Annotated in this window: 24 protein-coding genes and 3 pseudogenes; 19 read left to right on the top strand and 8 right to left on the bottom strand. The window is 61.4% G+C overall.

Annotated features, from left to right (window positions below):
* Positions 1 to 587: 587 nt before the first annotated feature.
* Together NKH99_RS25200 and NKH99_RS25195 are read left to right on the top strand one after the other, a co-directional pair.
* Entirely contained in the window at positions 588 to 863 is a 276-nt protein-coding gene (locus NKH99_RS25200) for an acyl carrier protein (RefSeq protein WP_352852551.1), read from the top strand.
* A complete protein-coding gene (locus NKH99_RS25195; RefSeq protein ID WP_023679610.1) occupies positions 864 to 2,069 on the top strand; it encodes a beta-ketoacyl-[acyl-carrier-protein] synthase family protein in 1,206 nt (401 codons plus the stop codon).
* On the opposite strand, the pseudogene NKH99_RS25190 reads toward NKH99_RS25195, so the two are convergent.
* The 7 genes and pseudogenes from NKH99_RS25190 to panB form a co-directional block, all read right to left on the bottom strand.
* Positions 2,056 to 2,220, bottom strand: a pseudogene (locus tag NKH99_RS25190) (LysR family transcriptional regulator); the annotation flags it as partial. The gene NKH99_RS25195 and the pseudogene NKH99_RS25190 overlap by 14 nt on opposite strands.
* Positions 2,221 to 2,687: 467 nt before the next feature.
* The gene (locus NKH99_RS25185) at positions 2,688 to 2,999 is read right to left on the bottom strand and encodes a DUF2285 domain-containing protein (protein WP_245274808.1); all 312 of its coding nucleotides are present in this window, start codon (positions 2,997 to 2,999) and stop codon (positions 2,688 to 2,690) included.
* A gap of 157 nt (positions 3,000 to 3,156) precedes the next feature.
* Entirely contained in the window at positions 3,157 to 3,531 is a 375-nt protein-coding gene (locus NKH99_RS25180) for a transcriptional regulator domain-containing protein (protein WP_352572089.1), read from the bottom strand.
* Positions 3,528 to 4,178, bottom strand: coding sequence for an acyl-homoserine-lactone synthase (locus tag NKH99_RS25175; protein WP_352692545.1), 651 nt, complete (start codon positions 4,176 to 4,178; stop codon positions 3,528 to 3,530). Before NKH99_RS25175 ends, NKH99_RS25180 begins: the two co-directional genes overlap by 4 nt.
* A gap of 93 nt (positions 4,179 to 4,271) precedes the next feature.
* Entirely contained in the window at positions 4,272 to 4,997 is a 726-nt protein-coding gene (locus NKH99_RS25170) for a LuxR family transcriptional regulator (protein WP_353016163.1), read from the bottom strand.
* A 94-nt stretch (positions 4,998 to 5,091) separates the two neighbouring features.
* Positions 5,092 to 5,952: a pantoate--beta-alanine ligase gene (gene panC / locus NKH99_RS25165; RefSeq protein WP_353016161.1), complete on the bottom strand. Its 861-nt coding sequence runs from the start codon at positions 5,950 to 5,952 to the stop codon at positions 5,092 to 5,094.
* Positions 5,949 to 6,809, bottom strand: coding sequence for a 3-methyl-2-oxobutanoate hydroxymethyltransferase (panB, locus tag NKH99_RS25160; protein ID WP_353016158.1), 861 nt, complete (start codon positions 6,807 to 6,809; stop codon positions 5,949 to 5,951). The genes panC and panB overlap by 4 nt, the downstream gene beginning before the upstream one ends.
* A gap of 173 nt (positions 6,810 to 6,982) precedes the next feature.
* On the opposite strand from panB, the gene NKH99_RS25155 reads away from it, so the two are divergent.
* The 13 genes and pseudogenes from NKH99_RS25155 to NKH99_RS25095 all read left to right on the top strand — a co-directional run bounded on the left by NKH99_RS25155 (position 6,983) and on the right by NKH99_RS25095 (position 19,856).
* Positions 6,983 to 7,951, top strand: coding sequence for an NUDIX hydrolase (locus NKH99_RS25155; protein ID WP_023722073.1), 969 nt, complete (start codon positions 6,983 to 6,985; stop codon positions 7,949 to 7,951).
* A gap of 66 nt (positions 7,952 to 8,017) precedes the next feature.
* A complete protein-coding gene (gene nadA, locus NKH99_RS25150) occupies positions 8,018 to 8,992 on the top strand; it encodes a quinolinate synthase NadA (protein WP_352508058.1) in 975 nt (324 codons plus the stop codon).
* Positions 8,989 to 10,530, top strand: coding sequence for an L-aspartate oxidase (locus NKH99_RS25145; RefSeq protein WP_353016156.1), 1,542 nt, complete (start codon positions 8,989 to 8,991; stop codon positions 10,528 to 10,530). The genes nadA and NKH99_RS25145 overlap by 4 nt, the downstream gene beginning before the upstream one ends.
* Positions 10,530 to 11,384, top strand: a complete 855-nt coding sequence (gene nadC, locus NKH99_RS25140; protein ID WP_352469119.1) for a carboxylating nicotinate-nucleotide diphosphorylase — start codon at positions 10,530 to 10,532, stop codon at positions 11,382 to 11,384. The genes NKH99_RS25145 and nadC overlap by 1 nt, the downstream gene beginning before the upstream one ends.
* Positions 11,385 to 11,479: 95 nt before the next feature.
* On the top strand, positions 11,480 to 12,478 hold the full coding sequence (gene bioB, locus NKH99_RS25135) for a biotin synthase BioB (protein ID WP_352684237.1): 999 nt from the start codon (positions 11,480 to 11,482) through the stop codon (positions 12,476 to 12,478).
* Positions 12,475 to 13,614: an 8-amino-7-oxononanoate synthase gene (locus NKH99_RS25130; RefSeq protein WP_353016152.1), complete on the top strand. Its 1,140-nt coding sequence runs from the start codon at positions 12,475 to 12,477 to the stop codon at positions 13,612 to 13,614. Before bioB ends, NKH99_RS25130 begins: the two co-directional genes overlap by 4 nt.
* An 11-nt stretch (positions 13,615 to 13,625) precedes the next feature.
* Complete coding sequence (gene bioD / locus NKH99_RS25125; RefSeq protein WP_023679599.1) at positions 13,626 to 14,261, top strand: dethiobiotin synthase; 636 nt, start codon at positions 13,626 to 13,628, stop codon at positions 14,259 to 14,261.
* Positions 14,261 to 15,526 carry an adenosylmethionine--8-amino-7-oxononanoate transaminase gene (locus tag NKH99_RS25120; RefSeq protein ID WP_353016149.1) on the top strand — a complete coding sequence of 422 codons (1,266 nt, stop codon included), beginning with the start codon at positions 14,261 to 14,263 and terminating at the stop codon, positions 15,524 to 15,526. The genes bioD and NKH99_RS25120 overlap by 1 nt, the downstream gene beginning before the upstream one ends.
* Positions 15,523 to 16,506: a 3-oxopimeloyl-[acyl-carrier-protein] synthase BioZ gene (gene bioZ, locus NKH99_RS25115; protein WP_353016146.1), complete on the top strand. Its 984-nt coding sequence runs from the start codon at positions 15,523 to 15,525 to the stop codon at positions 16,504 to 16,506. Before NKH99_RS25120 ends, bioZ begins: the two co-directional genes overlap by 4 nt.
* 68 nt (positions 16,507 to 16,574) lie before the next feature.
* Positions 16,575 to 16,841, top strand: a complete 267-nt coding sequence (locus NKH99_RS25110; protein ID WP_352772439.1) for an aspartate 1-decarboxylase — start codon at positions 16,575 to 16,577, stop codon at positions 16,839 to 16,841.
* A gap of 103 nt (positions 16,842 to 16,944) precedes the next feature.
* Positions 16,945 to 17,109, top strand: a pseudogene (locus NKH99_RS32795) (NrtR DNA-binding winged helix domain-containing protein); the annotation flags it as partial.
* Positions 17,110 to 17,732: 623 nt separating this feature from the next.
* Complete coding sequence (locus NKH99_RS25100; protein WP_352577960.1) at positions 17,733 to 18,389, top strand: antitoxin Xre/MbcA/ParS-like domain-containing protein; 657 nt, start codon at positions 17,733 to 17,735, stop codon at positions 18,387 to 18,389.
* Positions 18,390 to 18,704: 315 nt separating this feature from the next.
* Complete coding sequence (locus NKH99_RS25095) at positions 18,705 to 19,856, top strand: porin (RefSeq protein ID WP_352779595.1); 1,152 nt, start codon at positions 18,705 to 18,707, stop codon at positions 19,854 to 19,856.
* Positions 19,857 to 20,422: 566 nt separating this feature from the next.
* Here NKH99_RS25095 and NKH99_RS25090 read toward each other — a convergent pair.
* Positions 20,423 to 21,301 (bottom strand): annotated as a pseudogene (locus tag NKH99_RS25090) (S46 family peptidase).
* Positions 21,302 to 21,827: 526 nt separating this feature from the next.
* Between NKH99_RS25090 and groES the strand changes: the two are divergent.
* From groES to NKH99_RS25070, 4 genes are all read left to right on the top strand, one after another.
* The gene (gene groES, locus NKH99_RS25085; protein WP_352453535.1) at positions 21,828 to 22,124 is read left to right on the top strand and encodes a co-chaperone GroES; all 297 of its coding nucleotides are present in this window, start codon (positions 21,828 to 21,830) and stop codon (positions 22,122 to 22,124) included.
* 65 nt (positions 22,125 to 22,189) lie between these two features.
* Entirely contained in the window at positions 22,190 to 23,845 is a 1,656-nt protein-coding gene (groL, locus tag NKH99_RS25080) for a chaperonin GroEL (protein WP_352671077.1), read from the top strand.
* 309 nt (positions 23,846 to 24,154) lie between these two features.
* Complete coding sequence (locus tag NKH99_RS25075) at positions 24,155 to 24,304, top strand: hypothetical protein (protein ID WP_352779598.1); 150 nt, start codon at positions 24,155 to 24,157, stop codon at positions 24,302 to 24,304.
* Between the two features lie 96 nt (positions 24,305 to 24,400).
* Positions 24,401 to 24,904, top strand: a complete 504-nt coding sequence (locus tag NKH99_RS25070) for an ABC transporter permease family protein (protein WP_353016141.1) — start codon at positions 24,401 to 24,403, stop codon at positions 24,902 to 24,904.
* The last annotated feature ends 229 nt before the right edge of the window (positions 24,905 to 25,133 follow it).

Genomic DNA, 25,133 nt, shown 5'->3' with positions numbered 1-25,133 from the left:
CCCTTGAAACGCATGTCTTAGCTATCCATAGCGTGGATGCATTTGATTGAAACAAACGATTTTACCAATTTTCCGGAATGTCGCATGGACTTGGCAGGACCTAACGTACGCCGATCACTGCCTCTATCGCGTGGCGAGTCCCTTGAGAAGAGCCCGAAAGAGGAAATCTGTCGCGTGCGGTGGAGATTGTACTGGGAATGAGAGGCAGCGCTCCGATCATGTCGAACTCTCCGACGAATGGTGGACCGGTACAATAGTTGATCGCAATGGTCCGGAGCTATGAAACATCTCGATTACATATGAGGTGCCGAGTGAATACGCTGACAGCACCCACCGTCGCAGCGTTTAGCTGACGTTTGACGACGGTTCCTATCCATTTACACGCAGATTCTTGATGTGCTGGCGCAAAAGCGGGAGGCCGGCGACTTTTCTTCCTCATCGGCCTGACGCCGCAGAGCCGGAACTCGTCCGGTTCCTATGGGCATTGGGCTTGGTCGGTCGCACAGGCTCTATGAGGGGCAATTTTGGCAACGCGACGCGACTCGGGTTTTGAACGACGCCGAAAACGCAAGCTGGAAAGGAACAAGATGGCAGATCAACTCGCCAACGAAATAATCGCCATGATCAAGAAGCGCGCCGCGTCGGAGGGCGGCATAGCGCCTGCCACGGGCGGCGAGATAACGGCTGCCACGCGACTGACTTCGCTCGGTATCGATTCACTGGGATTGGCGGACGTTCTCTGGGACCTGGAGCAGGCCTACGGCATCGAGATCGAGATGAATACGGCCGAGGCATGGTCGGATCTCCAGAATGTTGGGGACATGGTGGAAGCCGTGCGCACCTTGCTCGCTAAGGGGGTGTGAATGGACAGGCGCGTCGTGATTACTGGGATTGGCGGGATTTGCGGGCTTGGGACCAACGCCGCCGCCATTTGGAGAGAGATGCGAGAAGGCCGCTCCGCCATCGGCCCAATCGTCAACTCCGAGCTCCATGAATTGAGGGTCAGGATCGGTGCCGAGATCAAGGCGCTGCCGGAGCATGACATCGACGGCAAGCAACTCATCTCCATGGACCGCTTCAGCCTGCTCGCTGTGCTTGCGGCGCGCGAAGCCATGCGTCAGGCCGGACTTTCCTCCAAAGAGGGAAATAGCTATCGCTTCGGTGCGACGGTGGGCGTTGGCGGCTGCGGGTGGGATGCGATCGAGCAAACCTACCGCGCCATCCTTCTGGGCGGTAAGCGTGCCGCTCTCTTGACTGTACCCAAGGCGATGCCGGGTGCCGCTGCCGGCCAGGTCAGCATGAGTCTCGGCCTGCGCGGGCCGGTCTTCGGCGTCACGTCTGCCTGTTCCTCGGCAAACCATGCGATTGCCTGCGCGGTGGACCAGATCAGGCTCGGCCGGGCCGACGTGATGCTTGCCGGCGGCAGCGAAGCGCCGCTCATATGGGGTGTGCTGAAGGCATGGGAAGCGATCCGCGTGCTTTCGCCCGATACTTGCCGGCCATTCTCGGCCGATCGCCAGGGCCTGTCGCTTGGTGAAGGCGCCGGCATGGCGGTGCTGGAAAGCTACGAGCATGCCCTGGCTCGGGGCGCCACCATCCTTGCCGAAATTGCCGGTGCCGGCCTTTCCGCCGATGCGTCCGATATCGTCGCGCCGACTGTCGAGGGGCCGGAGGCAGCAATGCGGGCCTGCCTTGCCGATGCCAGGCTGGACGCCGAGGATGTCGACTATCTCAACGCGCACGGCACCGGCACCAAGGCCAACGACCAGATCGAGACGGCGGCGATCAAGCGCGTCTTCGGTCAGCACGCCTTCTCAATGTCCATTTCTTCTACCAAGTCCATGCACGCGCATTGCCTCGGCGCGTCCGGCGCGCTCGAGTTGATCGCCTGCGTGATGGCTATCCGCGAGAGCGTCGTGCCGCCGACTGCCAATTATCGTGAGCTGGACCCCGATTGCGATCTCGACGTCACGCCCAATGTGGCACGCGAGCGCAAGGTGCGCGTGGCACTGAGCAACTCCTTCGCCTTTGGCGGCACGAACGCGGTTCTGGCGTTCAGGCAGGTGTAGAAGCCATGAGAGATGCCTCCGGCAACATTATCTCTCGCATCCAGATGCTTGCCGGATAACTATTGTGAAGGGCGGGTCATTGACCGCCTCGGCGAATGCGGGAAGTGGCAGCGGAAGCTCGACGATCCGGGGGTATCGTCTTTGCGAAATTCTTAACTGTTGAAGCGGCTTGGACGTACCGCCGCCCCGTAAAAGGTAAGCGAGGCCCTGCGGGCTCGGCTTGAGGGTCTGAAGCTGTACACGAATGTCTGGAAGCCGCAGGGTCGGCTCTGCGCCCGTCATAGTCGCCTGAGTGCTGCCGGCAAGAAGCCACCGGTGGTCATGGCCGAGATCGTGCATGAGATGGCCCCTTCTTGTGGACCATCGGGCGAGAGGTTTCACCATCATAGCGGTCTCGAACCAACGTGCGGCACAGCGCCGGGGGCGGAGCAACGGTGGGGAACTCCCGTCGGTGGTTATGTGGCCGAGCCAGTCCGCGCGGCGCCCTCTCCGATAGGGTTAGAAGGGTTCAGCTAGCTAGGCGCGTGTCACGTTTTGTATAAGGCACAATAGCAGTGAGAAATGGAGATTGATGCCTGCGCGTTTTCGAATAAGACAATCACTAAGCTGTCACCCGAATTACATCAGGAATTGTCTATAGCCGCCGCCCATCAGGTAGCGGCCACGTTGGATGGCGCGACGCACCTGATCGCGAAGATGGCTACCTGGATGAGACCAATCTTCTTCGACACGGCGTCTCCCGAACAGGGCAATGGCGATCTCCTGATGAGATGCTCCCGCAAGCGAGCCATCCAAAGCCTGGAGCACGAGACGCAGACGCGCTCCGCGGGGCTCCGGCGGAAAGCAAGCTGCTGCCAGGCGGCCGCAACCATTGATGTCGTTCAGGAACTGAAGGGCAGCGACATGGAACTTCAGGTGCTGCGGCTGCACGATCGCGTCGACATATAGCCGCAACGGGCGGAGAACGGATGCACCGGAAAGGGCGATCTGCAGACTCCGGCAGTCCTCCCTCAGCAGCACGTGCTGCACGCCGGCAGGTGTCAGCAGGATGTCCTTGCAGCATGAGAGCGAAGAAAGATCAAGCGGTTCAAAATCGTGGTCGAGCCCAACCGGCTCCGCGGCCGCTCGTAGGATACGGGCGCAGTCGCGCGGATCCCAAAAGACCCTTGCCGACGTAGCGTCCGACTGTGGCGCGTCCGCGAAAAAGGAGGCTCCATTGTCTTAGGAAAGATGATCCTGTCGTCAACTCGATTATCTTCATGTCGGCCTGGGCTCCGACAATGCAGGCGGACGGTGCCATTTTGGCGTGGTCGCGCTGGAATTGTGGATTGCGCCGAAGAAACTCCCAGGCCCAGGCAGTGCGCGGCAATCGTCTGGCGTAGTGGTAAGCTTCGTGACGACGCCAGTCCGGCCAGCATTCAAGACCGACCGTCGCTTCCTTGGGCAGACCAGCATCCTTCACGGCTCAGGTGTCCACAATGCCGACGGGCCTAGAACCGGTTGCCACAGTACCGGTCCGCTCAGACGTCCCCTGCTGCGGATGCGCAAAAGGCTCGCGCGGGAAATCTCGAGAAACCCGGCCACCGCCTCCGTTTTGCCGACGGACTTGGGTTGTCCGATGCGCGACAATGGCCACGTCGCGAGGCGAAGGATCCGTTCCATGCGCGTATCCGTCACCGTTACTATCCGGGTCAGATCCTTGGCCAAGCCGAACTCGATCATGCCCGCGAAGAGCTCGTAGGTTGCCTGGGCCAGCCCGCCCGCTGCCTTGGGCGCCGACGGAGGGAGATCGAGCGCGAAACGACTGCTCTCCCATATGTCGGCAGTCGAGGGCATGACGTCAGCACCCAGCAGCACCGGGAACGTGTCGCGCAACATTGTGGGTCCGGTGCTGGGCAAAAGACGCACGCAACCGCGAATTCGCCAGTCGGATCCCTTGAGGAGCAGATAGACAGGCTTCAGACCATCAAACGGGTCTGTTTCCATCTGGTCTTCGGTATCAACTTCCCAATCGAGCCTTTCCTTGAACACCCGAAACCTGAGCCCGTGCATCTCTTTGAGCTCGCTTGCGAACTCGTTGTAAAGGTCTGGTGTTATCAGCTGCATCATGGTCGCCTCCGTGCGGGATGTGTTCCCGCCATCGAAGGGCAAAGCTGGCAACGATGCAGCCTGTAGAGGTTTACAGCTATCGTGGCAGAAGAATCAGGATCTCGCCTGGCCGGAGGCAACCAGTCGTGCAACGGCCTGGTTGATCGTTCGAACGCCAAGCTTTGCCTTGGCGTTTTCCAGATGAAAGGTCACGGTGCGCTTTGAGACGCCGAGAAGCTGGCTGATAACCCAAGCCGACTTGCCGCGCGCCGCCCATTTCAGGCACTCGAACTCCCGCGGGGTGAGCGTTACACCATCCACCACGCGATCGTCGGCGAGCCTGCGCCGGACATGGATATGAAAGTTGATGGCCACCAGCTGCAATGCTTTTTCGTAACGTGTCAGTGACCGCAACAGAGGCGGACGGGACTCGTCGGAAGCAAAGGTCAGGGCAGCAAACCGGCCGCGATGATCATGCATGGACATCGTCAGGCCGCCGCGGATGCCAAACTCAGCCGCACTCTCCAGAATTTGATGCTGCGAATTCGGCAGACAGTGCCGAGCGCGATCCACACCCCAATCGAAGGTATCCCAGCCTTGCAGCCCGCGCAGGATGACCGGATCAAGACTGTGGTACCGCTGTTGCAGATAACGTGATGTCCAGGATGAAGGATAGTTTGAGATCAATTGCGGGGCGTCGCCGGAGGCCGACGGGTAAGTGAAATAGGCGAATAGCGGAAAATCGAAGCCGGCTGCAGCGGATGCCATTGCCTCACGGAGATCGGCAGCATCAACACTTGCAGACAGTTGCTCGACGAAGTTCTCAAACACGCGATGCATTTGCGCTTTGCGTAACCTCCGTGATCGCTCGATGCCAGGCAGAGACCTTGTTTTAAACGATCCCGGACGGATACAGCGCGTGCCGAGAACCCCGTTAACCTGTTAAAACCCCTGATATTCTGACGTTGTCTATGAGCCGTGTGCCGCCGAGCCAGGCCGCGACAAGCAAGCGTGCAGGTCGGTCAAGGCTTGTCATGGGTCGCAGATCTGCCTCGTCGCGAAGTTCCAGGTATTCGATCTCGCGATAGCCTGCAGCCAGAATTGCTGCGCGCGCTTCGGCAAGCGTTGGCAGGACGGGCGAGCCGCGGGCAAGCCGCTCAGCCGTCCCGAGCAAGACCGATGGTAGCTTGTGGGCAACAGCACGCTCTGCTGGTGAGAGCCGGACATTGCGCGATGATAGTGCAAGACCGTCGGCTTCGCGGACTGTCGGACAAGGAACAATGGTGATTGGAATATCCAGGTCCCGGGCCATATGCCTGACTAGCTGAAGCTGCTGAAAGTCCTTTTCGCCAAAGAAGCCGAAGTCAGCGCTGGTCTGCAGGAAGAGCTTGGCGACGACGGTCGCCACGCCATCGAAATGTCCCGGCCGGAAGGCACCGCACAGGCCCTCGCTGACACCGGACACCGAAACGGTCGTGGCGAAGGCCGCCGGATACATTTCCTCTGCATCCGGCGCATAAAGCAGGTGCGCGCCAAGCGGTGCCAGCTTGGCGGCATCCTCGTCCTCGGTGCTCGGATACGCGGCGAGATCGGCCTGGTTGTTGAATTGCTTCGGGTTGACAAAGAGCGTCACGATCACCCGGTCGGCCTTCTCGAGTGCCGCGCGCACTAGGCTGAGATGGCCCTCATGCAGGACGCCCATCGTTGGCACCACGGCAATCCTCACGCCCTCGCCGCGCCATGCGGCGACGATTTGGCGAAGCTGGGCAACGCTCCTGACAATCGGCACGCTCACGCTGCTTCTCCGCTCTTGGCCGCGTCCGCGTCGGCGGGCTTGGGCGCATCGGCAAACACGTGCTCGGCGGCCGGAAACTGGCGCTCCTTCACTTCCCGCGCATAGGCCGCGATCGCAGCCGCAGCGGCCTCCCCCAGTTCAGCATAGCGCTTGACGAATTTGGGCCGGAAGTCGCCGAAGAGGCCCAGCATGTCGTCGACGACGAGAATCTGGCCGTCACAGGCTGCCGAGGCACCGATGCCAATGGTCGGGGTCGCCACCTCCCCGGTGATCCGGCGGGCGAGCGCCTCGGGAACCTTCTCCAGCACGACCGCAAAGGCGCCCGCTTCGCTCACCGCAAGCGCGTCGCGCCTGATGCGCTCGGCATCCCCGCCTCTGCCCTGCACGCGGTAGCCACCGATGGTGTTGATCGCCTGCGGCGTCAAGCCGACATGGGCCATGACCGGCACGCCGCGCGCGGCGAGGAAGCCGATCGTCTCTGCCATCGTTTCGCCGCCTTCGAGCTTGACGGCCGCGCAGCCGGTCTCGGCCATGACGCGCGCGGCATTGCGGAAAGCCTGCTCGGGGCTTTCCTCGAAGGAACCGAACGGCAGGTCGACGACCATCAGCGCCTGCTCGAGGCCACGGCGCACGGCCTGGCCGTGCGTGATCATCATCTCCAGCGTCACACCGAGCGTCGAGGGCAGGCCGTGGAGAACCATGCCGACGCTGTCGCCGACCAGCACCACATCGCAATGGGGATCGACAAGCCGGGCGACTGGCGTCGTATAGGCGGTAAGGCAGACGAGCGGCGTCCCACCTTTGCGCGAACGAATATTCGGCGGTGTGATCGCCTTGGTGTCACCAAACGCACTCAATGGACCCTCCTTCCCCAACGTTACCAACCGCGGGTGTCGCGTTTGCCACATTTTTGTGCAAGTGCGAAGAGCTAAAAATGGCCGTGCAGCTGTGCGGTGTTGACGTGCGGACAGGCGCGCTTACACTTAAATCGATTCAGGCGCCCCCGAGCTGGCCAACCACTTTCGCGAACATGGACGATCAGGCAAAAGGACCCAGGAAAGACAGAGCCGCCGTCAAGGCCGACGAAGTCAAAGTGGACCTGATCGCCTTTGTCGTCGCCGTAAACGACAGTGAACCCTGTGTCCTCACCATCGGCCAGGCGGACACCCTGCCCTCCGGACCATTTGCGCTTGAGCACCGATCGCTGCAATCCGGTTTGAGGGGGTGGGTCGAGCAGCAGACCGGCCATCCGCTGGGGTATATTGAGCAACTCTACACCTTCGCGGATCGGGATCGCATCGGCGCCGAGCGCCAGCAGCGCGTCATCTCCATCAGCTATCTCGCATTGACCCGCAAGGAACAGGCAGCTGGCTCGCCCAAGTGCGGCTGGCAGAGCTGGTATGAATATTTTCCATGGGAGGACCACCGCTCCGGCACGCCTCCGGTCGTGCTGGACGTTCTGCGACCGCGCCTGATTGAATGGGCAGACGGCGTCAGCGACGCGGCCACGCGACGTGAACGCTGGCAGCGGGCGACGATAGCCTTCGGCTTCGACGACCGCCTTTGGAACGAGGAACTCACGCTTCAACGCTATGAGTTAGTCTACGAAGCAGGCCTGGTCCAAGAGGCCGGAAGCGGACGGGACGCGACGCTGCCTCCGCTGGTGCCCAGCAAGTCTATGGTCGCCGATCATCGCCGCATCGTGGCGACCGGCATTGCGCGGCTGCGCTCCAAGATCAAATACCGGCCGGTCGTCTTTGAGCTGATGCCGCCGGTCTTCACGCTTTTGCAGCTGCAGCGAACCGTGGAGGCGCTTGCCGGCAGGCTCGTGCGTAAGCCGAACTTTCGCCGGCTGATCGAGCAGCAGGAGCTGGTCGAAGAGACCGGAGAGGCAACCGCGGAGACCGGCGGCCGGCCAGCGAAGCTTTACCGGTTCCGCCACGCCGTTCTCGACGAGAGGGTCATCGCCGGGACAAAATTGCCGCTGGCGCGGGGTTGACATCGCTTATACTCACAGCAAGTATATGCTGGTTATTTTCAACTAGAGTATAAGCCGGAGGGGTCGATGAGCGCCATGTTGCCTGCGACCGCGTTTCTCTACGAGCGCGTCCGACGAGTGATCCCGCCGATCGAATGGCCGGCTTTCGTCGAGGATATCGAGGCGATCCTTGCACTGAAGCGCGAGCGCAACGCCATCATCCTGGCGCACAACTATCAGACCCCCGAGATCTTCCATTGCGTCGCCGACATCGTCGGCGACAGCTTGGCACTGGCCCGCACGGCTGCGACGATCGAGGCGCAAGTCATCGTGCTGGCCGGCGTACATTTCATGGCCGAAACGGCCAAGCTGCTCAATCCGCAAAAGACGGTGCTCATTCCCGACCTGCGGGCAGGCTGTTCGTTGGCGGAATCGATCACGGCAGAAGACGTGCGCTTGATGCGCCAGCGTTATCCCGGCGTGCCGATCATCACTTATGTCAACACGTCGGCCGAAGTGAAAGCCGAGTCGGATATCTGCTGTACATCCGGCAACGCCAAGGCGGTGGTCCAATCCCTTGGCGTTCCCCAGGTGATCATGTTGCCGGACGAATATCTGGCCCAGAATATCGCCGCCCAGACCGATGTGCAGATCATCGCCTGGAAAGGGCATTGCGAGGTGCATGAGCGCTTTACACCGGCCGACATCCGCGAGTTGCGCGAAAGCCATCCCGGCGTGATCGTGCTCGCGCATCCCGAATGCCCGCCCGACGTCGTGGCTGAAGCAGATTTTTCCGGCTCGACCGCTGCCATGTCCGACTATGTCGAAAGGCAAAGGCCGGCACGTGTCGTGCTGATGACGGAATGTTCGATGAGCGACAACGTCGCGTTAGCGCACCCAGAGGTCGAGTTCATCCGGCCCTGCAATTTGTGCCCGCACATGAAGCGTATTACGCTTGCCAACATCCGCATGGCGCTCGAGCAGAACCACCATATCGTAACCATCGAACCCGGGATCGCCGGGCGCGCGCGGCTTGCGGTCGAACGGATGCTGGCAATTTGAGCGCCGATGTCCGCAGCTTCTTCGGGCGGCCCATCATCATCGGCGGCGGCATCGCCGGACTGATGACCGCGCTTCAACTGGCGCCGGAGCCGGTGCTGCTTCTGTCCAGGACGCTGCTGGGAGCTGACAATTCGAGCACGTGGGCACAGGGTGGTCTGGCTGCAAGTTTCGGCGAAGACGACGATCCGGCACTGCATCTGGCCGATACGCTTGCCGCCGGGGATGGTCTCTGCGACACAGACGTGGCGAGCCGCATCCTCCAAGCCGCGCCCAAGGCGATAGAGGGGCTTGCGGGCTTTGGGGTTCCCTTCGACCGTACGCCGAAAGGATCACTGTGCCTCGGATTGGAGGCCGCACACAGCCGACGTCGCATCGTTCATGCGCATGGTGACGGCACCGGGCGTGAGATCATGCGTGCCCTGATCGCGGCTGTGCGTTCCACTCCGTCGATTGTTGTCGTGGAGGGCGTGGAAGCGCGCCGGCTGGCGGTGCGAGAGAATGCGATCCGAGGCGTCTGGGCGAGCGGTTCGATAGGACCTGTCTTCTTCGGCTCACGGCGGGTCGTCCTCGCCACCGGTGGGATCGGGGGACTGTTTCTCGACACCACCAATCCTTGCGGCAGTTGCGGACAGGGCCTGGCGCTTGCGGCCCGCGCTGGCGCTGTCCTTGCCGACCTCGAGTTCATCCAGTTCCACCCGACCGCGCTTGACGGCCCGGAACGCCCTATGGTGCTGGTCAGCGAGGCCGTCCGCGGCGAAGGTGCTGCCCTGATCGACGAAACCGGCCAGGCTTTTCTCCAGAGCGTGCCAGGGGCGGAACTTGCGCCTCGTGATGTCTTGGCGCGCGCCATCTGGAACCATCTTGCCAACGGCCACCGTGTTTTTCTCGACGCGCGGCAACGGCCTGGCCCGGAATTCGCTCGACACTTCCCGACAATCGCATCAGCCTGTCGTGGAGCGGGCATCAATCCCGCGCGCGATCTCATCCCCATTCGTCCGGCCCAACACTACCACATGGGTGGCGTTGCCGTGGACGGCTCCGGTAGGACGTCCGTCAAGGGGCTGTGGGCCTGCGGCGAAGTCGCTTCGACAGGACTGCATGGCGCCAACAGGCTCGCCAGCAATTCCTTGACCGAGGCCGTCGTATGCGCGCGCTGGGTCGCTGAAAGTGTCGCTGGAACGCCTGCTCGCAGAACAAAGCCTGCGTTTGCGGACGTTTACCCATCGCCCGCTCCGACACCCGTGCGTGTTTTCCTGTCGCGCGCACTCGGCATCGTCCGGGATGGTGAAGGTTTGAAAGCAGCCGCACGTGCCTTATTGCCGCTCGCCGAAAGCAAGGACGCGGCCTCGGATCCGGCGGCTGTCGGGCTAATGATCGCGGTTGCCGCCCTGTTGCGCGAAGAAAGCCGCGGCGCTCATTACCGGACAGACTTTCCTCATCATGCGACTGTCGCCCGACGGTCCGAAATCACCCTCGAAGCCGCCTTGGCCGCTGCGCGGGAACTCGGACACTCGCCAAGCCTCGAAGGGGCAAAGTGATGACGCTCTCACCGCTTCCCACGGTCATGCTTGAGCCGCTTGTAAGGGCAGCTCTTCTTGAAGACCTTGGCAGAGCCGGCGACTTGACCACGGAGGCCATCGTCCCGAAGGAACGCCAAGCGGGAACCGTGCTGGCGGCGCGCCAGTCCGGAGTTGTCGCCGGCCTCGATCTGGCGATGCTCGCTTTCCGCTTGATTGATCCTGATATCGAAATCTCGGTGGAGCGGGCAGACGGCTCCAATGTCATGGATGGAGAGGTCATTGCATCAGTGGTTGGCCCTGCCCGGGCCATTCTCACAGCCGAACGGACGGCACTCAATTTTTTGTGCCATCTGAGCGGCATCGCTACAGCAACGGCATCGATCGTCGCCGCGGTTCGTGGATATGGCGCGAAGATCGTCTGCACGCGCAAGACGACGCCCGGATTGCGGGCAGTCGAAAAATACGCCGTGCGCGCAGGTGGCGGATCCAATCACCGCTTCGGCCTCGACGACGCAATTCTGATCAAGGACAACCACATCGCCATCGCAGGCGGCGTTCGCCCGGCGCTCGAGCGAGCACGAAGACGGGCCGGTCATCTCGTCAAGATCGAGGTCGAGGTCGATACGCTGGCCCAGTTGGAGGAGGTACTTGGCTTCGCTCCCGATGCGGTTCTGCTCGACAACATGTCCCTCGCCGATCTTCGCCGCGCCGTCGCAATCGTTGGCGGCCGTGCTATCACCGAGGCTTCTGGCGGGATCGCATCCGATACAGCGCGAGCGATTGCCGCGACCGGCGTTGATCTGATTTCAGTCGGCCGACTGACCCACAGCGCGCCGATCTTGGATATCGGCCTCGACTATTGGGGCTCATGATTGCCTGAGGAACGGACAGGATCGAATCAACTGTCCTTTCCGATCGTCATCAATCAGACAGCAAAGCAAGGCAGAACCGGAGGAACAGCATGGACATGCAAACAGCCAGTCCAACGCAGACATCGCCACAGGCTCAATCCCCTGACCCTGGAGCGTGGACCCTGGAGAAGGCTCGGGCACTTCACGATGCCCCCTTCAACAATCTCCTCTTCCTCGCGCAAACCGTGCACCGCCAGAATTTCGATCCCAACAAGGTCCAGCTCAGCCGGCTGCTCAGCATCAAGACGGGCGGATGCCCGGAGGATTGCGGCTATTGCAGCCAGTCGGCGCATCACGAGACCGGCCTGAAGGCGTCGAAGCTGATGGAGGTCCGGCGCGTCGTCGCCGAGGCGAAGAAAGCGCGTGACGCCGGCGCAACCCGCTATTGCATGGGCGCGGCCTGGCGAAACCCCAAGGCGCGCGACATGGATGCGGTGGTGGCGATGGTCGAAGGCGTCAAGGCGCTGGGCATGGAGACCTGCATGACGCTCGGCATGCTCGATCTTGAGCAGGCCGCTCGACTGAAGCAGGCTGGTCTCGACTTTTACAACCACAACATCGATACGTCGGAACGCTACTACAGCGAGATCATCAGCACGCGCAGCTTTGCCGAGCGGCTCGAGACGCTCGAGCACGTTCGCCAATCCGGCATCAAGGTCTGCTGCGGCGGCATTGTCGGCATGGGCGAGGAGCCGGTGGACCGGATCGGCATGCTGGTGACGCTGGCCAACCTGCCGGAACATCCGCAAAGCGTTCCGATCAACATGCTGATCCCGATCCCCGGCACCCCGCTTGCCGACGCCAAGCCCATCGAGCCGATCGAATTCGTGCGCGTGATCGCGCTGGCGCGCATCATGATGCCGAAATCGCATATCCGTCTTTCCGCCGGCCGTACGGCCATGACCGACGAGATGCAGGCGCTGTGCTTTTTTGCCGGCGCCAACTCGATCTTCGTCGGCGACACGCTGCTGACGGCGGACAATCCCGGTGAGGACAAGGATACCCTGCTGTTCCGGCGCCTTGGCATCGAGCCGATGGAACTCGAGGCGCAATGAACGGGGCACCGCTTGCCCGCTATGAGGCGACCTTGCAGGGACTGGCGCGCAAGGACCGGCTGCGGACGCTGAAGCCGCGCGCCGGGCGCGACTTCTCGTCGAACGACTATCTCGGGCTTGCCGCCTCCAAAAGACTTGGCGAAGCGGTTGCGGCGGCGATTGCGCGGGGCACGCCGGTTGGCGCCACCGGGTCGCGGCTGTTGCGCGGCAATGCACCGGAACACGAGCAGCTCGAGGCAGACGCGGCGGCATTCTTTGGAGCCGACCGCGCGCTGTTCTTCGGCAGCGGCTACATCGCCAACTTCGCTCTGCTGACTGCGCTGCCGCAGAAGGGCGACCTTTTGGTCCTCGATGAGCTCGCCCATGCCAGCATGCATGAGGGGGCACAGGCCGGACGTGCCGAGTTCAAGCTGGCCGCGCACAACGACGTCGATGCTGTCGAGGATGCGATCACACGTTGGCGCGCCAAAGGCGGCATGGGATGCGTCTGGATCGCGGTGGAAAGCCTTTACAGCATGGATGGCGATTGCGCGCCTTTGGAGAGCCTGGTCGCGCTTGCCGATCGGCACGACGCATTCATCGTCATTGACGAGGCGCATGCCACCGGCGTCTGGGGACCGGACGGCCGGGGGCTGGCCGCCGCTTTCGAGGGCCGCGACAACATCGTCGCGCTCCACACCTGCGGCAAGGCGCTCGGCGCATCTGGTGGGCTCGTGACCGGGCCGAGGACACTGTGCCAGTATCTGATCAACCGTTGCCGGCCATTCATCTACGCCACCGCGCCATCGCCGCTGATGGCGGTCGCGGCGCGCGAAGCGCTCGCAATGCTCGCCGACGAGCCTATGCGGCGTTTTCAGCTGCATGAACGCGTCGCCCTCGCAGGCCGCCAATTGGTCGATCGCTGCGGCGTGATACCAAGTGGCTCTCAGATCCAGCCCTTGGTGATCGGCGATGTCAGGCGCACCATGGCAGTGGCGGCGCGCCTGCAGGCCCGCGGCTTCGACATACGCGGCATTCGTCCGCCGACCGTGCCCGAGGGCACGTCGCGGCTGCGCATCTCGCTGACGCTCAATATCGGCGAAGCCGACATTTCCGCCATGGTCGAGGCGCTCGTCGAGGTGTTGGCTCAGACATGACCGGAGGCGACATGACCAAGCGCATCGTCATCACCGGAACAGACACCGGAATTGGCAAGACGGTGTTTTCGGCCGGGCTTGCCGGCCTGCTTGACGGTTTCTACTGGAAGCCGGTGCAATCGGGCCTCGACGGCGAGACCGACAGCGAGGCGGTGGCACGGCTTGCCGGGCTTCCGTCGGGGCGCGTGCTGCCGGAAGCCTACCGCTTGAAGAGCCCGCTTTCGCCGCATCGTTCGGCCGAAATCGACGACGTTTCGATCGAGGCTGCCGATCTTTCGTTTCCGGTCCTGCCGACACCGCTCGTCATCGAAGGCGCCGGCGGGCTGATGGTGCCGCTGAACCGCCGGACAAGGTTCATCGACATATTCGAGCAATGGCAGTTGCCGGTCATTCTGTGCGCCCGCACCGCGCTCGGAACAATCAATCACACCCTGCTGTCGATCGAGGCCCTGCGGGCGCGCGCTATCCCGCTGGCTGGCATCGCCTTCATCGGCGATGAGATGACCGATACGCAACGGACGATCGTGGAATTCGGCGACGTGCCGCAACTCGGCAGGCTGCCGCACCTCGATCCGCTGACGGACAAAACGCTGAGACAAGCGATGATTGCCGGCTTCGACCTCGCTTTGATTGCCGGAGGCGAATGATGCCGCAATCCCGTGTGTGGCATCCCTTCACCCAGCACGCGCTCGAGCCGGCGATCCTTGAAATCGTCCTGACTGAAGGCGCCTATCTCCACAAAGCCAATGGCGCGCGCATTCTGGACGCCATTTCCTCCTGGTGGGTCGTTACACATGGCCACCGCCATCCCCGCATTATGAAGGCGATCGAGACGACCGCCTCGAGCCTCGACCAGATCATCTTCGCAGGTTTCACGCACGAGCCTGCCGAATGCTTGGCCAAGGCGCTTGTCGGACTCGCTCCCGCCGGACTCGACTGGGTGTTCTATTCCGACAGCGGCTCGACCAGCGTCGAAGTCGCGCTGAAGATGGCGCTCGGCTATTTCCGCAACATCGGCGCGCCGCGCTCGCGCATCGTCGTCATGGAGCACAGCTATCATGGCGACACGATCGGCACGATGAGCGTCGGTGCCCGTGGCGTGTTCAACGCCGCCTACGAACCCTTGCTGTTCGAGGTCGACACCATTCCCTTCCCGGCCGCCGGCCGCGAGCAGGAAACGCTGGATAGATTCGAGGCCGTCAGCCGCGACCAGCGCGCCGCCGCGCTGATCGTCGAACCGCTCGTGCTTGGCGCGGGCGGCATGCTGATGTATCCGGCCTCGGTTCTGACCGGATTGAAGAAGATTGCCGAAGCCTCCGGCACGCTGCTGATCGCCGACGAGGTGATGACCGGCTGGGGCCGCACCGGGAGCATGTTCGCCTGCGAGCAGGCATCGATTTCTCCAGATATCCTGTGCACCTCCAAAGGCTTGACTGGCGGCGTGATCCCGCTGGCGGCCACGCTTGCCACCGATGCGATCTTCCAGGCTCATTATTCGGCGGATCGCAAGAAGACGTTTTTCCACTCGAGTTCCTACACGGCCAATCCGATTGCCTGCGCGGCAGCACTCGCCAATGTCGAGATCTGGCGTGACGAGCCGGTGGCCGAGCGGATCGCCACCCTGAGCGCGAGGCAGGCCGCCGGGTTTCGACGCTTTCGCGACAATGCCAACTTCACCGACAGCCGCGCGATCGGCACGATCCTGGCTCTCGACCTGCGCGCCGGCTCTGCCGGCTATCTGGCCGAGATCGGACCTAAGCTGCGGGCTTTTTTCCTCGAGCTCGGCCTGCTTGTGCGCCCGCTCGGCAATGTCCTTTATCTCCTGCCGCCCTATTGCGTCACCGGCGACGAGCTCGATCGGCTCCATGACGCGATCGAGGAGGCCGGCGAACGCTTCGGCTCAAAGCCATGAGCAGGTTGTCGCGCCTTCTCGCGTTTGGCCATCATGCGCCTGGGCGAAAGGTGGCGAATGCCGAAATCGAGAACAATCTCGGCCTGGAACCGGGCTGGATCGAGCGGCGTACTGGAATCCGGTCGCGCTTCTGGGCAACGGACGAAGACACGCTGTCTGGTCTTGCTGCCCAGGCCGGCGCCATGGCGCTGGCCAGCGCCGGCATTGCGCGCCACGACATCGGTCTGCTGCTGCTTGCCACCTCGACGCCCGATCACCTCCTGCCGCCCAGCGCGCCCCTGGTCGCACATCGGCTGGGGCTCGGCCGCGCCGGCGCTGTCGATCTGACCGGCGCCTGCGCCGGCTTCATCTATGCGCTGATGTTTGCGGACGGATTTACTCGCCTGCACGGCAAAGCGAGCCTTGTTATCGCCGCCAATATCCTCAGCCGCCGCATCAATCCCTCTGAGCGCGCCAGCGCCGTGCTGTTTGCCGATGCCGCCGGCGCCCTCGTGATCGGTCCCTGCGAGGATACTGATCGGGGGATTCTCGGTGCCTCCGTGGATTCGGACGGCTCGCGATACGGGCTGATCCAGATTCCCGCAGGAGGAAGCAACAAGCCGTTCCATGACGGCCTCGACCTTGCGCAAACCCGCATGACGATGACCGACGGACGCGAAGTGTTCGCCAAGGCCGTCGAGATGATGACCGATTGCTCGAGAAGCGCGCTAGCCGCTGCCGGAGTGCGACCACAGGATGTCGACCGGTTCGTGCCGCATCAGGCCAATGCTCGCATTTTCGATGCTGTCGGGAGTAACCTCGGCATAGCGGATCAAGCAATTGTCAAGACGATTGCCGAATACGGCAACTCTTCGGCCGCGACGATCCCGCTCTCACTGTCGCTCGCCAATCAAGCGGAGCCGTTTCGGCCGGGCGAGAAAATACTCCTGGCGGCGGCAGGTGCGGGACTCAGCGGCGGGGCGCTCGTCGTCGGGATTTAGCCCAGCGAAGCTGCTCAACATCAGGACTGACTTTGTGAGATGAATAGGACAACGGGACCAATGCGAAAATAGTCGCCGGCAAGCTGCACGGCATCCACGTCACCGAGCAAAGCTCAACTACCACGGTTCGATACTGCTCGACCCTGACCACGCGAAGAACCCGGGATCCTGCCAATGGATTCGTGGAGACATGGAGCAAGACTTCCGGCGCGCGAATCTCGACCTATGTCATCCTCGGCGAGCGCGGCTCTCGATGCTGCATCCTCAACGGCGCGGCCGCCCGGAACCTGCCAGCCCACTCCATCCATCTGGACGAAGCGCACATTCCTGTCTGAAGCCGCGGATCGTTACGTTCGTCATCAACAATGTCGTCGGCTTCTCGCCGATGGCAATGCGCTGACGCGGACGGCGTTGACGATTACATCGGCAGGGGCGCTTCAGCAGAACTTTCGCCGGTTGATGGAGCAGCAGGAACTGGTGGAGGAGACCGGCGAAAGTGCTTTTGATACCGGCGGTCGGCCGGCGAAGCTTTATCGCTTCCGCCACCATGTCCTCGACGAAACGGCGGTCGCCCGGACAAAATTGCCGCTGGCGCGGGCTTGACATCCTTTATACTCAACGTAGAAATATACCCTTATAATCAATTCGATTATAACGAGAAATTCATTCGCAAGTCCAAACCCACGGTCTCGCTCGGGAAGCCCGTATGAGTGGATCGAAGTGATCTTGGAAATGAAACGCCCGAGGACGGGCTTTCAACCTTTGTCGTGAAGGAGGTGCCGCGCGAGTGGGCCAATGCCTAGCGGCAACGGTGAAGGATGTATACCGCCAGTAAACACGTGCGTCAAAGTCGCTGTCGAATGTACAGTTCGTCCAAATGTGCGATACGTTCGATTTGTGCAAGTAACAATGGAAAAGTGTTGCATAAAAGAAACGTCTAATTATATAAAGCTGGCAAGCTAAACTTTAAACTTGCACAAATGAGCATCGCGGATAGCGTCCCACTGTGAAGCGTGCACTGCGATGTGCGTCTGTTTCGATCGTGGGGGGCAAGACGGTCGTCAATTGATGTTCTTCCCTTTTTATTGAGAGGCAAAAGTTGAAGCCGCAAGACGGCTGCTAGGTTGCGCGCATACGAAAACGCAACACATCGCCGTCCCCCCAACTTCATGTCTTCAACGCTCTTTCGGAGGCTTGCTGAGGGAATGCTATTGGGAAAGCCAGATATGTCCGCGTCGAGTGATCTTGGGGATGAAAAGCGCCAGACCGAGCTTTCAAGCTTTGTCATGAGGGAGGTGCAGCGCATTCTTGCCCAATGCGATGAGGCGAAGCAGGGTGACAAGGCTGCTGTTGCGCCTTCTGGTTCTCCTTCCAACGAATTGACCGTCGTGGCCGCCGAATTTCTTGGTAGGCTCGAGGCCGAAGCAGCGCGACGGCTAAACGCCCAGGCGGGTGAGATCGCTTCGCGACCACGGGCAGCCGATCATCCGCTCGGGCATCCGGTTCTGAAAGATTGCCCGAGAGAAGGCGCGCGCATTGCAGAATGGGCCGGTCCAGTTGCGGGGTCGACGCATCTCGAGAGACGTTTTGGAATACCGCGGTCCACTTTGTATTGGTGGCAGCAACACAATGATGTGGTTGCCTTTCGGAGAGGCTCCCGTAAGCATGTATTTCCCCTGGCTCAGTTCATCGACGGCAGGCCTATGCCCGGAATCAGGCAGGTCCTTTCCTCGATCTCCGATCCCAGACTGGCTTGGCTGTGGCTGATCAGCCCCTCGCCTCTTCTCAAGGGTCGCGTCCCTATCGAATTGCTCAGAGAAGGTATGAACACAGAAGTTGTTTCATCCGCCGCCCAGGCTGTTTCTCTGATTGAATCTATCTGACAATTGGCCGGATGCCGATGGCTGTCCGCGCATTATGTAAGTGCGCACAAGCAGATGTACCAATTGTGCGATTTGTGCAAATGTATAGTTGTTCAATTTGTGCAAGTAATACAATAGATATAGTGGCAATAATGCAACGGATACTTCTATATATGGTTGGCAGACGGAATTTGAACTTGCACTAATTCGCCCAGCGAATAGCGTTCGAGCCGGGAAGGATGCATCGCGATGCGCATCTTTTTCGATCGTGGGGACAGGGAGCGGTTCGTCCATCGACGTCCTCGCCCTTTTCAAATCATTGAATGGAGATCAATTATGAACATCAAGAGCCTTCTTCTCGGCTCCGCTGCGGCTCTGATCGCAGTTTCCGGCGCCCGCGCCGCCGACGCGGTGACCGTCGCCGAGCCGGAACCGGCTGAATACGTCAAGATCTGCGACGTCTACGGCTCGGGCTACTTCTACATCCCCGGCACCGAGACCTGCCTGCGCATCGGCGGCTATGTCCGCTACGACATCGGCGTCGGCGACGTTGGATCCTACGACGGGGCGCGGACCCACGACGTCCAAGACGGCAGCGACCAGGGCACCTGGCGCAAGAACGCCCGCTTTGACCTAAGGACTTGGACCGGCCAGGAAACTGAACTCGGTACTTTGAAGACATACACCGAGACCAAATTCAATTTCGGTAACCGCAACGCCTATTCGGGTCCCGACAGTCCCCAGAACTATGCCTTCAACAAGGGCATCACACTGAACTTCGCCTGGATCCAGCTTGGTGGCCTGCGCGTCGGTAAGGACGAATCGGCCTTCGATACGTTTATCGGCTATGCCGGCAACGTCATCAACGATACGCTCGTTCCCTACGGCGATTTCGACACCAACGTCGTGCAGTACTACTTCGACGCCGGCAATGGCTTCTCCGCCGTGGTATCGCTCGAAGAGGGTTCTGGCGTCGTCGGCACGATCGACAGCTACGTTCCGCATCTTGTCGGCGGCGTGAAGTACACGCAGGGCTGGGGCGCCATCACCGGCGTGATCGCCTACGACAGCAACTACGAAGAGGTAGCCGGCAAGGTCCGCTTGGATGTGAACGCCACCAACGAACTGTCGCTGTTCATTATGGCTGGCTATGGGACCGACGACAACCTAACGGATGGGACCTACGCTATTCCTGCCGGCGGTCGCGGCTTCTACAAGCAGTGGGGTGGCAACTGGGCCGTCTGGGGCGGCGGCACCTACAAGTTCAACGAGAAGACCTCTTTCAACCTTCAGGCGGCGTATGACGAGTGGAAGAACCTCGGCATTGCCGCCAATGTCGCCTACGATATCGTTCCTGGTCTGACGATCACGGCCGAAGTCGACTATCTCCACGCTGGCAAGTTCGGGGATGTGGACTTCTCTAACTGGACCAATGCCGACAAGAAGAACAGCGTCGGCGGTCTGCTCCGCTTCCAGCGCTCGTTCTGAGGATTGAAGAGCCCGTTGCCCCGCGTTCGGAGCGCTAACTGCGAGCCTAATTTGCGGCCGAACCATTGTGGTGAGGCTTGTAGAGGTTTTCGGCGAATTGCTTGATCACGGACCTCCAATCCGAGCATTTCGTCGATGAGAAGGGCGCCCTGTTCCCGGGCGCCCTTTTTTAAGGGTTATCATCAGACTCTCTCCCGGGGGAATTGTGGGTAAGAAACAACGCATCGTCCTGCAGGCAGCTGTTGCAGCTGTTTTGGCGTCTGCCTTTGGCTTTTTTCTGCTGATCCTGATCGTGCAGATGGTCAGTTTTTTGGTTGACTAGGCACGCGCAAGCGGGATGGATCGCGCAGAGACACGCGGAAGTTTTTTTCGCCAGCGAAACCCCGACGACCTGATGGGGAGTCGCGCCAGCAGGGTGGGCGCCACGTCCAGTGCCACCGACCATGCGAGATGCCGATTGTTGGCGCGTCTGTCAGTTCGCGCGGCCATATTCATTCTGGTGCCAATCTGTTGCCTTTTCTGCTTTTCCCATGCGTTTTAGGCCGAGCCATTTGTGAAGCGGGCGGTCAATGGATCTGCGCCTCGCGATTGCCTGCCGTTGCCTGGTTGATCTGGGCGGCATAATCCGAGAGCGAACGCTGCAACCGCGGTTCGAATTGCGCGAAGTTGAACCGGACTTCATCCGCCGTCAGGAACTGGTGGGTTGCGCCGGGAAAGCCGGCGACCATCACAAGGTCGCCTTCCTTGACGCCTTCACAGGCTATGGGTAGCCAACTCTTCGGCCGGTAAGGCACATTGTCGCGCGCATATGGCCGGGAGCAATCATCAGGAGCGACATAGGCGCGATAAAAGCCGAAGTCGCCTGTGTGGCGCGGCCACATCCAATTGTCCGTTTCGCCGCCGAAGTTACCGATGCCGAGCGCGGGCGCATAGACAAGGCGCACGTCCTCGATTTCGAGCTTCTGCTGGAGATAGTAGGAGGCGCCGCCATAATAGGCCCCAACGTCGCAGCGGCGATTGGGCTGTCCTTCACATGCGGCGATCAGGGCCTTGCGGTTCGTGGCGAGCCCCTCATAGCGGGCAAACCATTCAGCTTGTCCGAGACGCCCTTGAGCATTTCGGCGGTCACATCCCGCATGTCCTCGATCACATAGATTCGGCTGCCTGGCGCCGCGGGCAATTCTTCACCCAGGGCTCTTCGCCAGAAACCCGTCTGTGAGATAGTCCTGGCCCTCCTTGCTGTGGTATTGGATGGATTCGAACACGCAGTGATGATTGGTTGCGACCAGCCCTTGTGGACTGACGAACGAGGCGGAGCATCCGCCCAGTGATACGATCGCGTTGAGCGGGTCAGCGTCCAGACGGCCCAGCTGGGCGGGATCGATCTGGAGCCCATCCGCGCGCATGGCCGCGCCCACTTCCGCAGTCTGGCCCGGCATCCACATATCTTCGTCCGCCGACGTAGCCGTGACCGTCCAGAGCAAGGCGATGGCAGTTGCTTTGGCCAAACATTTCAAATTCGAGTTCATGCTGACTGTCGCTCTCATCTTGCCTCCTGTTCTCCGCAGATTGGATTGGTGACTATCGGGATGGCCGGAGTCCTGGCGCCCGCGCGGCGGCCACACCGTAAAGACCGAGTGGACCGTTAACCGCAAGAGTCCTGATGGCGCTCACCTCTCATATTTGTCGCGGGCAACGTTTGCGGATCATCCGCTGCACCAATCGTGCCAAATAAATAAAGCCCTCAGTTACAAATGGTGAGCCGCCCCATCCATGTCCGATCTCCGACGTCGTCTACGTAAAGGGCTCAGTGCTTCCACGCTCGTTTGCTCTTCGCCGGTCCCTCTTCCGTCTTGACTAGCAGGAGCCTACGGCCTATCTGACTGCCGCGTTAGCACTCGCTTCTGGTGAGTGCTAAACACGCTCCGGCAACGGAGAACCGTTCAACATCCGCACCAGGGAAATCCAAAAATGGCAAAGTCGAATTTCCGGCCGCTGCATGACCGCGTGGTCGTTCGCCGGGTCGAGTCCGAAGCGAAGACCGCCGGCGGGATCATCATCCCCGATACGGCTAAGGAAAAGCCGCAGGAAGGCGAGATCATCGCCATCGGTTCCGGCGCCCGTGACGAGGTCGGCAAGCTCGTCCCGCTGGACGTCAAGGCCGGCGACCGCATCCTGTTCGGCAAGTGGTCGGGCACCGAAGTCAAGCTCAACGGCGAAGACCTTCTGATCATGAAGGAAGCGGACATCATGGGCGTCATCGGCTGACACGCCGCCGCCTTTCATCCGCACCATCCAATCTGAATTTCGGGCGAAATGCCCAGGAGTAAAAAATGGCTGCCAAAGACGTAAAATTCTCCCGCGACGCTCGTGAGCGCATGCTGCGCGGCGTCAACATCCTCGCCGACGCGGTGAAGGTCACGCTCGGCCCCAAGGGCCGCAACGTCGTCATCGACAAGTCGTTCGGCGCGCCGCGCATTACCAAGGACGGCGTCACCGTCGCCAAGGAAATCGAGCTTGAAGACAAGTTCGAGAACATGGGCGCGCAGATGGTCCGCGAAGTTGCGTCGAAGACCAACGACATCGCCGGCGACGGCACCACGACCGCGACCGTTCTGGCACAGTCGATCGTCCAGGAAGGCCACAAAGCGGTTGCCGCCGGCATGAACCCGATGGACCTCAAGCGCGGCATCGACCTCGCCGTCGCCGACGTCGTCGCGACGCTGATCAAGAACGCCAAGAAGATCAAGACCTCGGAAGAAGTTGCCCAGGTCGGCACCATCGCCGGCAATGGCGACGTTTCGGTCGGCTCGATGATCGCGGAAGCGATGCAGAAGGTCGGCAACGAGGGCGTCATCACCGTCGAGGAAGCCAAGACCGCCGAGACCGAGCTCGAAGTCGTCGAAGGCATGCAGTTCGACCGCGGCTATCTCTCGCCCTACTTCGTCACCAACGCCGAAAAGATGGTTGCGGATCTGGAAGACGCCTACATCCTTCTCCACGAGAAGAAGCTCTCCAACCTGCAGGCCATGCTGCCGATCCTCGAGGCCGTCGTGCAGACCTCGAAGCCGCTGGTCATCATCTCGGAAGACGTCGAAGGCGAGGCCCTGGCCACGCTGGTCGTCAACAAGCTGCGCGGCGGCCTGAAGATCGCCGCCGTCAAGGCGCCGGGCTTCGGTGATCGCCGCAAGGCCATGCTGGAAGACATCGCCATCCTCACCGGTGGCCAGGTCATCTCCGAAGACCTCGGCATCAAGCTCGAGAATGTCGGCCTCAACATGCTCGGCCGCGCCAAGAAGGTGTCGATCTCCAAGGAGAACACCACCATCGTTGACGGCGCCGGCAAGAAGGAAGAGATCCAGGGCCGCGTCGCCCAGATCAAGCAGCAGATCGAAGAGACCACCTCGGACTACGACAAGGAGAAGCTGCAGGAACGTCTCGCCAAGCTGGCGGGCGGCGTTGCCGTCATCCGCGTCGGCGGTGCGACCGAGATCGAAGTCAAGGAAAAGAAGGACCGCGTCGATGACGCCCTCAACGCGACCCGTGCGGCCGTCGAAGAAGGCATCGTTCCCGGCGGCGGCGTCGCATTGCTGCGCGCTTCGCTGGCCATCACCGTCACCGGCGCCAACTCCGACCAGACCGCAGGCATCAGCATCGTGCGTCGCGCGCTGCAGGCTCCGGCCCGTCAGATCGCGGCCAACGCCGGTGCGGAAGCATCGATCGTCGCCGGCAAGATCCTCGAGAACAAAGGCGCGACCTTCGGCTACAACGCCCAGACCGGCGAATATGGCGACATGATCGCCATGGGTATCGTCGATCCGGTCAAGGTTGTGCGCACGGCTCTGCAGGACGCGGCCTCGGTCGCCGGCCTGCTGGTCACCACGGAAGCCATGATCGCGGAGGCTCCGAAGAAGGAGTCGGCTGGCGGCGGCATGCCGGCTGGTATGCCCGGCGGTGGCATGGGCGGCATGGGCGGTATGGATTTCTAATTCAGCCAATCTCGCAAGCTTACGGAAAGGGCGGCAGCGATGCCGCCCTTTTTTATGTGCCGAGCATGATCGACAGCTTTAGACGTGCAAGTCCTCTACGCAGCCTGATGGCGGCGAAGCGCAACGGCGTCGTCGTGAGACGGGGTCTGGCCGTGTCCTTTCGTTCAGCCGCTGGTCGAAACTCACGATGATCGTGCTGCCTTCCGCCGTGCGTCGATCTTTACAGGGCTGCGAGAAGGCCTTGCCAACGGCTGGCAGACCCTGGTTGCGGTAGAACTCATCGCATCGTTCGAAGGGCTCCGATACCTGATGGCCTATGGTCGTCAGCTCTTTCAATTGGAACTCGTCTTTTCGGCCATGATCGTGGTCGGCCTGACCGGATTGGTGATCCACGGCCTGCTCACGCTTGCCGAAAACTATCTGCAACGCTGGCGTCCGGAGACCCCACGATCAGCCTGATCACGATTGCAGGTCGGGATAGGCTGTCGCGGCGCTTCCATCGCACCGCCGGCCTTCCGCTTCATCGGCCGACATCTGCGGCCGCTTGCGGAGCCGATGGCGCTGCTCGCGATTTGGGAGTTGCTCGCCCATGCCGGCGCTGCTGACCCACGTTTTCTACCGCGGCTGGAAGAGGTGGCGGCCCGCGGCATGGCAGAGTTCAGCCGAGGTGGCCTCGGCTCCAATCTTCTGGTGAGCCTGGAACGTGACCTGATCGGTTTCGTGTATGGCAGTGTGGCGGAATCGCGCTTGGTCCGGCGATCGATTTTCCCGCCTCATCGAACGCCTGAGAGGCTCGTGGTCGCGGTTGTGTTACCGCTATTACGTGACCTGATCATGTTGACGATGCCACCCCCCTTCATTGGCCACTTTCTGGACCATGTACGTCACATCAGGCTCCCCCGCCCGGTCGACACAAGCCGGCTCTGTAACCAAGCCGCCGTCATATGGCGGTTCCACGACGGCACTGGCGGCAGTCGTCTTCTCAGCGGCTACAGGTGGACGTTTCAGCAGCCAACAACTCCGATGGTGGCAAGGACAGGCAGACCAAGCACCGCGTAGAAGCCGTACTCCGCTGGAGTTCGCCTCGGAAGTGGAGCGACAAGGGCCTGATTTGTCTTGCCATGCCGACATTGTCAGCACGCTTTTCGAAGCCTCTGAATTCCTTAGTGTCCATCCCAGCTCGACCTCCGACCATCCCCATTTCCGGCTGCCCGCGGCACGACAGCCCTTGGCCTCTAGCTGCGCTCGAGCGGATCAGCGTGCCGTCCGCCTCCTCTGGCTGATCAAA

This window comes from Mesorhizobium sp. M0854, assembly GCF_040319815.1.
Taxonomy (GTDB): Bacteria; Pseudomonadota; Alphaproteobacteria; order Rhizobiales; family Rhizobiaceae; genus Mesorhizobium.
Note: the sequence above shows the minus strand (reverse complement) of the source record. Positions and strands in the feature narration are given on the sequence as shown.